The sequence below is a fragment of the Polynucleobacter aenigmaticus genome (assembly GCF_002206635.1).
Classification (GTDB): Bacteria; Pseudomonadota; Gammaproteobacteria; order Burkholderiales; family Burkholderiaceae; genus Polynucleobacter; species Polynucleobacter aenigmaticus.
In genome coordinates this window covers 42,145-54,867 of sequence record NZ_NGUO01000008.1, presented here as the reverse complement: position 1 = coordinate 54,867, position 12,723 = coordinate 42,145, and the positions used below count along the sequence as shown (strand labels likewise).

14 protein-coding genes are annotated in these 12,723 nt (G+C 42.1%); 6 read left to right on the top strand and 8 right to left on the bottom strand.

Features of this window, described 5'->3' with window-relative positions; all coding sequences use genetic code 11:
- Positions 1-13: 13 nt before the first annotated feature.
- On the bottom strand, positions 14-1,450 hold the full coding sequence (locus CBI30_RS04970) for an NAD-dependent succinate-semialdehyde dehydrogenase (protein ID WP_088527210.1): 1,437 nt from the start codon (positions 1,448-1,450) through the stop codon (positions 14-16).
- 467 nt (positions 1,451-1,917) lie between these two features.
- Between CBI30_RS04970 and CBI30_RS04965 the strand changes: the two genes are divergently transcribed.
- Positions 1,918-2,271, top strand: coding sequence for a M48 family metallopeptidase (locus tag CBI30_RS04965; RefSeq protein WP_088527209.1), 354 nt, complete (start codon positions 1,918-1,920; stop codon positions 2,269-2,271).
- Positions 2,272-2,294: 23 nt separating this feature from the next.
- On the opposite strand, the gene CBI30_RS04960 is transcribed toward CBI30_RS04965, so the two are convergent.
- Positions 2,295-3,521: an RNA-guided endonuclease InsQ/TnpB family protein gene (locus tag CBI30_RS04960; protein WP_088527208.1), complete on the bottom strand. Its 1,227-nt coding sequence runs from the start codon at positions 3,519-3,521 to the stop codon at positions 2,295-2,297.
- Positions 3,522-3,571: 50 nt separating this feature from the next.
- Here CBI30_RS04960 and htpX point away from each other — a divergent pair, with 50 nt between their 5' ends.
- Positions 3,572-4,183: a protease HtpX gene (gene htpX, locus CBI30_RS04955; protein ID WP_088527207.1), complete on the top strand. Its 612-nt coding sequence runs from the start codon at positions 3,572-3,574 to the stop codon at positions 4,181-4,183.
- A 370-nt stretch (positions 4,184-4,553) separates the two neighbouring features.
- On the opposite strand, the gene CBI30_RS11215 is transcribed toward htpX, so the two are convergent.
- The 3 genes from CBI30_RS11215 to CBI30_RS04940 form a co-directional block, all read right to left on the bottom strand.
- Positions 4,554-4,844: a hypothetical protein gene (locus tag CBI30_RS11215; RefSeq protein WP_206075567.1), complete on the bottom strand. Its 291-nt coding sequence runs from the start codon at positions 4,842-4,844 to the stop codon at positions 4,554-4,556.
- Positions 4,845-4,899: 55 nt separating this feature from the next.
- Complete coding sequence (locus CBI30_RS04945) at positions 4,900-5,925, bottom strand: tyrosine-type recombinase/integrase (protein WP_143744362.1); 1,026 nt, start codon at positions 5,923-5,925, stop codon at positions 4,900-4,902.
- A 73-nt stretch (positions 5,926-5,998) separates the two neighbouring features.
- Entirely contained in the window at positions 5,999-6,439 is a 441-nt protein-coding gene (locus CBI30_RS04940) for a DUF6641 family protein (RefSeq protein ID WP_088527205.1), read from the bottom strand.
- A gap of 371 nt (positions 6,440-6,810) precedes the next feature.
- Between CBI30_RS04940 and CBI30_RS11280 the strand changes: the two genes are divergently transcribed.
- On the top strand, positions 6,811-7,260 hold the full coding sequence (locus tag CBI30_RS11280) for a hypothetical protein (RefSeq protein WP_240553504.1): 450 nt from the start codon (positions 6,811-6,813) through the stop codon (positions 7,258-7,260).
- Positions 7,261-7,624: 364 nt separating this feature from the next.
- Positions 7,625-8,191 carry a tyrosine-type recombinase/integrase gene (locus tag CBI30_RS04930; protein ID WP_088527204.1) on the top strand — a complete coding sequence of 189 codons (567 nt, stop codon included), beginning with the start codon at positions 7,625-7,627 and terminating at the stop codon, positions 8,189-8,191.
- A 23-nt stretch (positions 8,192-8,214) separates the two neighbouring features.
- Here CBI30_RS04930 and CBI30_RS04925 read toward each other — a convergent pair whose 3' ends face one another.
- On the bottom strand, positions 8,215-8,895 hold the full coding sequence (locus tag CBI30_RS04925) for a hypothetical protein (RefSeq protein ID WP_088527203.1): 681 nt from the start codon (positions 8,893-8,895) through the stop codon (positions 8,215-8,217).
- Positions 8,896-9,167: 272 nt separating this feature from the next.
- Between CBI30_RS04925 and CBI30_RS04920 the strand changes: the two genes are divergently transcribed.
- Complete coding sequence (locus tag CBI30_RS04920; RefSeq protein ID WP_088527202.1) at positions 9,168-9,992, top strand: hypothetical protein; 825 nt, start codon at positions 9,168-9,170, stop codon at positions 9,990-9,992.
- Positions 9,993-10,074: 82 nt separating this feature from the next.
- Complete coding sequence (locus CBI30_RS04915; RefSeq protein ID WP_088527201.1) at positions 10,075-10,824, top strand: AAA family ATPase; 750 nt, start codon at positions 10,075-10,077, stop codon at positions 10,822-10,824.
- 29 nt (positions 10,825-10,853) lie between these two features.
- Here the strand turns inward: CBI30_RS04915 and CBI30_RS04910 are convergent, their stop codons facing one another.
- Positions 10,854-12,074, bottom strand: a complete 1,221-nt coding sequence (locus CBI30_RS04910) for a tyrosine-type recombinase/integrase (RefSeq protein ID WP_088527200.1) — start codon at positions 12,072-12,074, stop codon at positions 10,854-10,856.
- A gap of 272 nt (positions 12,075-12,346) precedes the next feature.
- Entirely contained in the window at positions 12,347-12,715 is a 369-nt protein-coding gene (locus tag CBI30_RS04905; protein ID WP_088527199.1) for a hypothetical protein, read from the bottom strand.
- Between the last annotated feature and the right edge of the window lie 8 nt (positions 12,716-12,723).

Genomic DNA, 12,723 nt, shown 5'->3' with positions numbered 1-12,723 from the left:
ATCGTTGTCAAAATCAACCAGCGAAAATGGAGACAGATTTTGTATTTAAATATGCTTCCATTGCCTCGTAACCACCCTCCGAACCATAGCCAGAATCTTTAATGCCTCCAAATGGCATCTCTGGCCATGCAGTTGCTTGTTGGTTAATCCACAACATTCCAACCTCCAACTCTTGAGACAGTTTATGTGAATTCTTTATTGAACTTGTAAATGCATATCCCGCCAAACCAAAATCCAAACGGTTTGCCTCATTAATAGCCTCATCAATATGTTTAAAAGTCTTAATTCCTAAAATTGGGCCAAAGGGTTCTTCATTAAAAAGCTTAGCGTCTAATGAAACATTATCCAAAAGTGTTGGCTGAAAAAAATTCCCAATATCCCCTATTTTTTTCCCACCAGTAATGATGTTAGCCCCCTTTTTTAATGCGTCGCTTGTGAGCTCAGCCATCGCATTTAAACGTCGGCCATTTGCTAAAGGCCCCATGTTTACCTGATCATCAAGGCCATTACCAACTCGCAAATTCTCAATATAAGATAATGTCTCTTTAATAAACTCATCCTTCCTCGAATCATGAACTAGAAACCTTGTCGGGGAAATGCAAACTTGACCAGCATTTCTAAATTTAGCTGCCCCCGCACTTTTAACAGCAAGCTTAATATCTGCATCATCGGCAACAATTACTGGGGCGTGTCCTCCCAACTCCATCGTGCATCGCTTCATATACTTTCCAGCAAGAGATGCTAATTGCTTGCCTACTGGAGTCGAGCCTGTAAATGTAATTTTTCTAATAATTGGATGGGCAATTAAATATTCAGATATTTCAGCAGGGTTTCCGTACACTAAACCTACCACTCCATTTGGAATGCCTGCATCAATAAATGCTTGAATTAATGCGGCTGGAGAGGCGGGCGTTTCTTCAGGCGCCTTAATAATGATTGAACAGCCACAACTTAATGCTGCCGCCAGCTTTCGGGCGATCTGATTTACAGGGAAATTCCAAGGAGTGAATGCAGCGACCGGTCCAACCGGAAATTTTAAAGCCCGCTGATCAATACAGAGATTTCTGGCTGGAATAACTCTTCCATATACTCTTCTAGCCTCACCAGCAAACCAATCAATTACCTCAATGGCCATCATCACTTCGCCTCTAGCCTCAGCCAACGGCTTGCCTTGCTCCAATGTGATCAGCATTGCAATATCCTCTAGCCTCTCTCTAAGATTCTTAGAGGCTAACTCCATTAATCTGGACCGCTCAATAGCGGGAATTTTTCTCCAAATATCAAATCCAATTTGGGCTGCAGAAAGAGCCTCATCAAGATCACTTTTGGTAGCACAAGAAACGCGTCCAATTTCCAACCCAGTGCTAGGATTAACTATCGGGATAGATTGTCCATCACCGCTATCTCGCCACTTACCATTGATCAATAATTGCGTATTTGGATAATTCATGTCTTTAATTTTTTTCTAATAATAAATTACATAAAAATCAATAGGAATTTCCTAATTACAACGCCTCTCTATAAATATGAATGGCGTCTTTTAAGGAAATTTCTCGTGGGCTATTTGCCAACAAACGGGTTTGCAACATCGCAACATTTGCTAATCGATTAATATCATATCGACGCGATGGGCATTCATGGCAAGAGAAGGTTTCATAGACCTAGATTATCCAAATATTTCAAAGAAGATCAATATAAAGATTTGGTCTGCCCAGCACGATTCGAACCTACGACCCAGCGCTGATGATACGTTGGTTATTTTAACTATCCGATCTTGATTATCCAAAATACCCTCTTTTGGAATGGCGCTAAAAATTAGGTCAGCTGATCGCTTAGCATTATGTAATCAATAAAATTCAAGCAAAAATCAGATTTTCCTGATAGCGTTACTCTTATTCTGGCAAGGAGCTAGCTCTTATGAAACGTATTTTTCTTTTCTTATTGGCCAATATCGCCATTATGTTGGTGATCACAATCATTATTAATATTTTTGGCTTGGGGAAAATATTAGATGCACAGGGCGTCGACCTTGATCTCAGTTCATTATTAATGTTATCGGCCGTCGTTGGAATCACGGGTTCATTCATCTCTTTAGCAATGTCAAAATCAATGGCTAAGCACTCAACTGGCGCTTATGTCATTACGCAACCCCAAAATGAACAAGAGCAGTGGTTAGTTAGTACGGTAGCACGCCAAGCACAGGCTGCTGGTATCGGTATGCCAGAAGTTGCCATTTATGACTCCCCTGATTTGACATCCTCCCCTCCCTGAAGGGAAGAGGATTCCTACCACGCTTACGCTGCAAGGGCATCGAAAGTCGTCTCGGTGGGTTCTTGCTTCACAGACCGATCTAACGGCATCGGATCTCCACAAGCTAACAAGCGCAATCCGCGCTCTAAAATATTGATTGAACCAACCGTATCAGCATGATTCTCATAACCACAAGATACACACTTAAAGCGAGATTGGGTCTTGCGATTCTCTTTGGCAATGTGGCCACACTGAAGATTAGGGCAAGCTTGGCTGGTGTATTGCGGTGGCACTGCAATCACCATGCCGCCATTCCAGGCCATCTTGTACTCTAGCTGGCGTCTAAACTCCCCCCAACCTTGATCCAAAATAGCTTTGTTTAATCCCGACTTGGCTTTGACATTCTTGCCAGGGTTTTCGATAGTGCCTTTGCTCGACGTAGACATATTGCTAATCTGCAAATCTTCAATACAAACGAGAGCGTGGTTTTTGCAAATCGTTGTAGTGGTTTTGTGCAGAAAGTCTTTACGAGCATTGGCAATATCGCTATGAATCTGATTAACTTTGGCTTTTTCCTTTTTCCAGTTATAGCTAAATTTGACCTTATGACTCATGCGCCGTTGATACTTGGCCAGGCGCTGCTCGTGTTTTTTAAAACTGGCGAGTGGCGCAATAAAAATACCGTTAGATAGGGCCGCAAAGTTCGCAATACCTACATCGATGCCAACCGCGTCAACTCCTTCTGGTATGGGTTGATCGACTTCCATTTGCGTCTGAATGGACATAAACCATTTGCCGCCAGACTGGCTAATAGTGACATTGCGCAGCTCACCTGATACTTCACGGCTATTGCGGTAGCGCATCCAACCCAGCTTAGGCAACTTAATGCGCGAGTTGGTCTGATCGAATTGAATCTGTTTGGGATCGGGAAAGCGAAAGGATTCATGAAGCCCTTTTCTCTTGGGTTTGGGAAAATCGCTCAAACCTTTAAAGAAATTGCTGTAAGCACGATCGAGGTCTTTGAGTGCTTGTTGCTGGGTATGAAATGGAGCCTCTTTTAGCCATGGTGCCAAAGGATCATTACGCCAAGGACTAAGGTGTTTTGCGATGCTGGCATAACTGATGTACTTGTTGCCTTGTGCGTAATTGGTCTGTTGCAGGGCCAATGCTTTGTTGTAGATATAGCGTTTAACGCCTGCAAACTGAGCGCACTGGCGCTGTTGCGCACCATTGAGTTTTAACTCGAAGCGATAGGCTGAAAGGCGTTGCATATACTGTGATTATATACAGTCATTAATGAAACCCCAACACTAAAAATCGGCTGCGCCGATACGCTATCCTTCCCCGCCCTAAAGAGACGAGGTTTGTCGCGCTTTTGATCAATGCATTTGCCACTGGCATGCTCCGCAATAATTCCTTGGTAGCGGTAAGCACTGGCCTATTACAAGGTATGACTCGTGATGAGGCGGAAGCAGTACTAGCCCATGAGGTAAGTCACGTTGCCAATGGTGACATGGTGACCCTAGCGCTTATCCAAGGGGTTGTTAATACCTTCGTATTCTTCTTATCGAGGGTTGTAGGACACATTATTGATCGGCTAGTTTTCAAGACAGAGCGAGGGCATGGGCCAGCCTATTGGGTCACTACAATCATTGCGCAATTGGTACTGGGTATTCTAGCTACTGCAATTGTGATGTGGTTTAGTCGTCATCGCGAGTACCGTGCAGATGCTGGAGCCGCTTACCTTGAAGGCAAGCATAAAATGATTAGTGCCCTTGAGCGCCTGCAAAAATCAGCCAATCAAACGCATCTACCAGAGCAATTGGAGGCTTTTGGCATCTCTGGCGGTATGGCGACAGGCTTAAAGCGCTTGTTTATGAGTCACCCACCATTAAGTGAGCGCATCGAGGTTTTGCGCAATATTTCCAATTAAGGACTGGGGCTCATATGCCAATCAAGCTTGATTCATGATTAAGTCAATTGAGCGCAATAGAACAGCCTAGGTTTATACAAAGAAATATGAATTTGGTCTGCCCAGCACGATTCGAACGTGCGACCTACGCCTTAGAAGCTTTAAAAATGATATAAATCAATAGCAGAAACAATGACTTAAGCCTTGCTAGATCAGGTGTGGCATACGCACCGAGAATGTTGGGGTTGGGTGGAATTGGGTGGACATGGCTTGGCATTCGCAGATGCGGAGTCGGTTAAACCGACATTCCAAGCGTCCTTTTAAATGACGCTTAGCAGCCAGACCATGAAATATCAATTGAACATACTCGGTATCACGGAGAGATGTTTAATTAAATCTTAGCCAGTTGTGCCTGTCCAGCCCGGATCTTCTGCCTAGCTCGTTCAGCCTTCACGGTTGCTTGATCCTGTTTGACCCGAGCCTGCATTGACTTAATACGTTGCTGATCTGGAGTTAAAGGCTTGATTGTGGCTACTTCAGTAATGGCTGAGGGATAGCTCACTATTGAATCCATGCCAAATTGATACTGCAAAATTAAACGTGCGTGTATAGGGTTATCAGCAAATACGACTGTTTTAACCAATTGACCTTTTACACGCACACCAGCTTGATACTTGTTCATACAAGTATTTAGCGGATAAGAAATAGTACCGCGTTAAACAGGGCACTTTCAATACTTAAATCAATACCTTCAAAATCACATCTCGCTTTTGCTCTAGTGTGTAACCTACAGTCCCATACATATTAAATTCGCTGCCGCCACTACTATGCCCTGTAATACTCTCCGCTAGACGTGTAGGTATGTCATTACAAGCCTTTAGCCTATCAATGATTGCATGCCTAAACATATGGCTTTTGAAGTCAAACTCTTTTAAGGTTTTCTTAATGATTTGAGAGCAACTTGAATTACCGTTATCCCTTGCATAATGCGGTACAAACCAATCGCTATTTCGCTTCTTAGCAATCTTGTATAGCTCTTTAGCGGCATCAAGCGAAACGCCACAAAGTGGCACAGCCCTAATGCTGGACTTGGTCTTTCTATCACTTAAAGCATTCCGCCTAATCCACAAGTGCGGAATGTCGTGATCTAGAACACAGTCTTCCAACCTAGCAAATAACGGCTCAGATAATCTAAATCCAGTATTAAGCTGGATTAATGCTATCAATTTGTGTGGCGAAGGGCTTTTTAATAAATGCTCTTTTACTTGGTTTATCAACAGAGTGGTGATGATTGGCATTGAACGTTTTGTTTCGCCCTCACCTCTAATTTTTAATGCTCTAAATGGGCTTAGCCTATCTATATTCAAATGTTTAAAAGCTACATTTAGCATGGCATTAAGGGTGTTGTTATGTTTACGAATACTTACAGGGCTTAATCCTCTATTTAATTGGTAATCCCTGTATTCAGTAATGTGCCAATGCTTGAGCTCATCTAGAGTTAAATCGCCAAAGAATTCCTTAAAACTGCGAAAGTGATAGTTTGCGTGTTTAACAAAAGTGGAGCGATGAGAAGATTTAGCTTCGTGCATATAAATCTCAAAGGCATCTGTGATTGTGGGCAGCTTGCCATTTTTCTGTTTAGCCAAATGCTCACTGATGACTTTTGCAATGAATTCCTCTTCGAAACTCATTCCATTTACATGGATTAAGCGTTCGACTTTATTAAAGACAATTGAGTGGGGTTTTATAACAACGGCTCGCATAGTTTTCCTTATTAAAGTAAAGTTGGATTGCTCAGCGATGGGTGCCACGTTTAGCGCGACACCCTCTTCCAACTTACTTATGAAATCCTGCTTTTAATGAACCGCTAGCATTTTCAATCTGGGTATCTAAATCCCCTGCTTCCACAGCAACCTTAACTGTTTCTAGTGCCTTAATTAAGTCCTCAGCACTATCTACTTGAATACTGGGCTTTCCTTTGGCCAATTCAATTGTGCAAGCTCCATATCTAATGGATACGCAGACTTTGCCCTCCTCTGTTTGAAACCACCAGGGCTTAATCCTCTTTGGCACTTCTACATGCTTACGAACTCCTGTCTCTTTATCTTTAATGCTACGAAACTTCATTAGTACAAAAGGCGTTCCTGACATCTGCCCTTTAGCCAACTGGATCTGCTCCCATAATCGGCTCGAAAGCTTGTTCCTCCGAATCACAATCGCTGGTTGATGAACCGGCTTCTTGAGAGCCACTAGTTTTAATGCGGTCAATGCGCTCATATTCCCTCCTGTAAATGAAAGAGCCATTTCAATTTATTTTCGGAATATTGGATTGGACAACCTCTTTTTTATTTTGACTAATTTTGAGCCAGAAATTAATGGGTTTTCTTAACAAGAGCTAAATACTTTTGCGAGTTGCTGTGTTTCAAAGTGCGGTCGCAAATAGATAAAGAAGTTACTGGTAGTGAGTTACTAGTTACTCGAGTGGCAAATGAGTAGCTCTGACTAGCAACACGACTTAGTGACTATCTCTTTGAGATCTGCAACTGAACTCAAAGCAACATCTTTTTGGATCTACTCCTCTAGCAACCAAGCTACGAAAGCAACAGCTCGCAACGAGAACTCAATCAATTTGAAAAAAGGAGAACGATATGAGAGAAATTGTAGTTAGAGGATTTATGAACGAGAAATTTAATACCACCTTCGGTAAAGGCTTGTTTAGAAGAGCGATGTTTAATGGCTCAGTAGAGCTAGGCAGTCCAAATCAAAAATACCTAGTGGATTACTTTGAATATAGCAATTGGGAAAATACTGCCAAAACAGATGAGCAGATGGCAACTGTTCGAAAACTCAGCGATGCTGGTATTGCAGAACAACCGGGCGTTCTAATGTCCTGGATCCAGCACTACGATCCACTGACCAAAACAAAACTGGTTGTTGGTGGATTTAGCATCTACTCCCCAGAAACCAAGGAGCTGCATTTAGAGATTGAAGATCAAGCAAACAACACCAAGGATTCCTGGACGCTAGATGTACATCTTTGCAAAAGTACTGGCGTTAATAAGCCAGTGTTTATAGCAACCAATGTGGATTTAAACTAATTGACGCTTTAAATTTATACAAAATTCACCTCAAAAAAGCCCTATACGCAAAGATCTAACAGCTTCGCATTACTGAGTAGCTGGAATTACTAAAAACAGCGTATAGCGCGAATTTGAGGTGTTACTCGAGGATCGCTGGTTTAAGTCCGTTTAGCTGTTGTCTAAATCCCACGAAAAGAAGCGATTTTTTATAAATACTGCATAAAGAACAGGTTAAGAAAATTGTACTTTTCTTAACCTGCCTTGTAAGTCATTGATTCTTGGAAGATATTTTTTGATGGCCAAATAAACAAATTTCGGTCGACCTTTTAAGACTTAGAAAACATACTAAATACACACTTTTTATTTATCTAAGGAGAATTAAATGGCACAAGCAAAAACACTATCTCAAACAGAACTAGATCTAGTTCTTAATTACGTCAGCACCAAAAAATATGCCTTGCGCGATAGAGCGTTAATACTTACAAGCTTTCTTGGTGGACTTCGCGTTGCCGAAATTGCCAGCTTGAAAATGGGCGATGTATTAAATCTCGATGGCACTATTAAAAATGAAATCCGCCTATCGGCCGCACAAACCAAGGGTAAGCACCCTAGGACTGTATTTGTCTCACAGCGTTTACAGGCTGAATTGGCCAACTACTTAACAACAAGATACATAAAAGAAGCTGATATTCCCCTCTTTCATACAGATCATCGTTTGGGATTTAGTGCTAATGGCTTATGTGTGTGGTTCTATCAGCTTTATAAGAATGTTGGCATTAGCGGTGGCAGCAGCCATTCAGGAAGAAAATTCTTTATTACTACCCTCGCTAATAAAGGGATTGGTGTTCGAATCTTAGCCAGCCTTGCAGGTCATAGATCGATTGCAGTGACTCAGAGATATATCGATGTCAATGATGAGCAAAAGAGGAATGCTGTCGAGCTAATTTAAATGGCAGTCGGGTAAAACCGACTCTAACAGGCATGCCTAGTCAATTGCGATACTCGATCTTTTGCGCAGTCAAACTCGTGATTACCTAATGAAAATAATCGGCTAGCAAAATTTTCATCTTCAAAATTAAAGCGGGTTTGAAAGCTTTTACCTAATTCTTGTTGTGGGAATATACCAAGTGCAGCCTGCTCTGAGATATTTAAAGCGCTTTCCTTGTGCCTCATGACCATTAAGGTCATATGGCGCCGCATGTGATCATCCCCACTTTTGTGCCTTGCTGCCAATGGGTCTAACCTCCCGATAAAGCGATCTACTAGCATTGCCATTGCCCCAGCCCTCCAGAGCTCAGTATCGGGATTTGAAGCCATGGTATAGATTAGGAGCAAATCTTTCCACATATTCTTTAATTTAGCGCCTTTAAGTACTTGACTATGAATTTGCTTGATTTGAGTATTTGGCCAAATTTGCGATAAAGCATTAACCAGTTGGGATATTGATGGGGGGTCTTGATCGCTACAAAGCTTTAGCAATACGTCGTCATCACAAACAAAAAACCTGTCTTTGCCTTTAATAATTTCAATTACTGGAGGAGACGAATCCATCAGCTGCTTCTTATGACCTTCAAACCAAGTCGTAAATAGACAATCTAAGACACAACCGTACTTGGAGTAACAATCTAAGATCTTACGATTATCAAGACTCATTTTCTTAGTTAATCGTTTTGGTCTCACATACTTGCTAGCGGCGGTATAGCTAGGACTTATACGTAAAAAGTTAAAGAAAAGCCTCGCCATCTCCTGATGACAGTCTTGCTGCTCCGCACAAAGTTTTCCGCCCATGCGGATATCTCCAGCCTAAATTTACCTACTTTTTTTAATTCTAAATTTTGTATGTATTCACTACAGGGATGCTGAAGTGAAATCAGATTGTGAATGGAATTCACCATCACATTTTTAACAATTTCAGGAGAAAATCCATGAGTGAAACTACTGTAGTCGAATCAGGCGTTAGCGCCCCTAACGCTGAAAAAACGAATGCCAACCCTTTTGCAGTGGGAATTGGCAATTTATTAACAGGTAGCAATCCAGAAAAAGCCATCGGTGATTCGATAGATCGACTGGTCGAATATCGTAAAAACTGGGAATCTACTGAGCTTTCTAGTGCCAATGATGTCCTATATGGAATCTTGCAGCATTGCTACGCCCTAAACAACACGATGCAAGGCTCAGACAATATTGCCAAAAGCCTTAAAAAAGGTCTAGCGAACTACATCAAGACCCATGAATACAAGTTCAGCGACAGCTCGCCACTAATCACTAAGATCGTGAAATGTGTATTTGGTGTTGATCGTCGTAGGGTTAATGCCTATAGCACAGCTATGAAGGCAGCAATGGCTGAGAGAGTGAGCGTACTTGATCTACCAAAATATTTCCGTGAAAAAGGTGGCGTTGAGGAAGTTAGACGCTCTGCTACTAGTAAAGGCAAATCGATTGCTCAGAAGGTGGAATTAGGACGTACCGTACTCGATGGCGAAATACTAGCGAAGGTACAAAGTGATTCTCTTAATGCCTCATTCTCAAATGAGCAACTAGAGGAAGGTGTTGTATTGCTGGCAACACGAGAAGATGATGGCAGTTTTGCAATCCGCAGAGTCATCCAAAGTGGAACAGCAGTTAAATCAGCGTTAGCAGCTTGCTCCAGTGTCGGCGCTGAAAAAGAAAAAGCACAGAAACTAGCTGATGAGGCTAAAGCAATTGAAGATGAGCGTTTAGCCGCCCAATCTAAATTAAAAGCTGCTTGAGCTTGTTGTTCTACATATGATTGCTGGCATTTACCTTCCAAGATAAATCCAGCAATCATTTCATTATTTTAAGGAGATTGCGATGCATAACCCTAGACCACCCTCTATTGTCATACAAGCACCCAGATGTTTAGATGATTTTGCTTTACAACCTAATAGTCGATTTAAGCTTGAATCCATACTTGATTTAAGTCTGCCTATTCCAGCTAACGGTATTTGTGGGATTGTTCTATATGGTTTATACGGAACTGGTAAAACTACTCTGGCCAACTTATTACCAGGCTTAATTGAAACGGCCAAAGTCAATCCTGCTTGTGCAGCAATGAATGCTGGATCTATCGTTGATACAGAAGATCCTAATTCAGATTATTTTGCCTGCGCACAAGGTCAGAACGGCGCTCAATTAACTCAATCGATTCAAAATAGAACCACTTATATGTCATTTAATAGTAGTGGTCTACATTACATCATCATGGATGAGGTTGATGTCTTAACCCCAGCAGCGCAAGCAGGCTTCAAATCAATCATGAATCGTAAAGACGTCATATTCATCATGACTAGCAATAACTTAGATCAAATTGATAAAGGCATTCAGAATCGATCAATTTTGATTGATATGAATGTTCCACCAATTAATGATTGGCGACCAATTTTGCGTCGTGTTTATGAAAATGCAGGTCTACCAGCACCGCCTGACGATGTATTAGATCAAGTGGTTCAGGCTGGTAGAGGATCAGCTCGAAGCATTTTTTCAGATATCGTGATGAGTGTTAACCAAGAGGTGAGAGAAAAGCATGAGACTCACTTAATTACCCTTAAAGCATGCAGTTAAGTAATATGTAGCGTCGGGTAAAACCGACACTACATGATTGCCCCTGCCAATCTTTCCGCACTCATCATTGGTGTTAATTTTGAATAATGACGTTCAATCATCCCCACGCTAGTACCCATTTGCCTAGCTAAGGTATGTATATCAATACCTTCAGCTAGAGCAAAGGTTGCATAAGTATGGCGTAGGCTATACAGGGTTCTATTCTTACCTGTCGCATCCTTTAATAAATTAGATTCAACCATGAGCCGCTCAAAGACATCATCTAGGCTATGAGGAGCATCTCCTTCGGGAAATACAAACACCTTACGATCTAGCTTGGCCTCAATCACAGCCTCCAAATTGTCATAAGGCAATGCCTGCCAAGCAATTAAACGCTCTAAAGCCTCAATCACAAAATGTCTTGCTATTAGGTATCTAGGGCCCGTTTTGCCTGATACCCAAATTCTTAGGTAACGCTGCTCACCAATCCAATGCCACTGCAGGGCTTTCCAGCGAATTGGCATACTCTCCGTTCCTTGTCTAATGCCTGTTCCTAACAAGAACTCCACATAGACTCGGCAAAGCCTACGCATATGGTTACTGCGTTGATTGCGGCCAAATCGTTCCCAGTCCCGCATGTATTCCTGTAAATAATTGACTTCTTGTTGATTAAAAGCTGGCCTAATTTCTGCCCTGTCAGCGTTTACCTCTAATAATGGAATGGTACGATTTCGATGGATTAGCCCTTGATCTCTGGCTCGCTCAATTACTCGCTTATAAAGCCCAGCATGACGTCTTTGAGTATAGGTCTTGGGATTCTTGCCCATCTTCGATATACGCCACGCTACATAGTCATCCACTAGCTCTTGAGTAATGTCATTGATCTGGTAGTTACCAAAGAATGGGATCAAGTACTTGGTATAGATGTGAATATAGTCAACATGGGTACGTTTATTGGGATTGGCCTGGACTACTCGGGCAGCAGCAGCCAGCTCTTGCGTGGCTAATTGCCGAAAAGTCTTGGTCTTAATGGCTAGATCACTAGCCAGCTTGACCTTGACTGTTTCATAGATAGCAATGGCTTGGGTTGTGGCTTCGGCCACTTGATCTGATCCAGTGCTAGCGGAATGCCAAGCGCCAGTAGACAGCTTAAAACGGCATTGCCATTGGTGACTACTAGGTCTTTTGTAGAGGGTGACGGCACCATCAAGCAGTTTGATGGGCTCATCATCAGCGATAACGGTAGAAAATAAGAGTGATAAATTATTCATTACAAGCGTCTCGAAACCGGACACTTGTTAGCTTAATTTCAGAGTTACTTTTGGGCGACCTGAATTATTTACTGTCGGTTAAACCGACACTACAGCATCAGGGCTGTGATGGGCTTTCACTGAACACAAAGCAGGCCCACACCCTACTTAATAGCGGCAGGCAGAGTTCGACCTAAAGCCGACCTTGGCGGAACATGGCTCCACTAATCAACGATAGCAATCCGATTACTTAACAACAGCCCAATCTATAGGATAGATTGAGGTGATTTAACTTATAAATTAAATCTTGCTGTAATCACTTTCGCCTTTATTTTGATAACTGCTATGGCCTTAGCACCCTTGGGAATAGCGAAATTACCTTTCACTTCCAATTTCCCTTCATTAGGCAGTAGCTCGAAATCCTTTTTCTCTGATCCAATTAAGACTGTCAGCTTTGCTGTCCCACCATCTGGGGGTATAGGTTTACCGTGGTCCGTCAAATACAGTGATAAGCTATCAGGCTTTGTAACTAATTCAACATCAATGTCCTTAGCCTCTACTATGACACCGCCATGCATTGGTTTTAATTCATGGCCAGCTCCAGCTTGAACTAAGCCAGCAAAACTGATGAGCAAAGTTGCAATCAACATCATTGATTTCATATAAACCC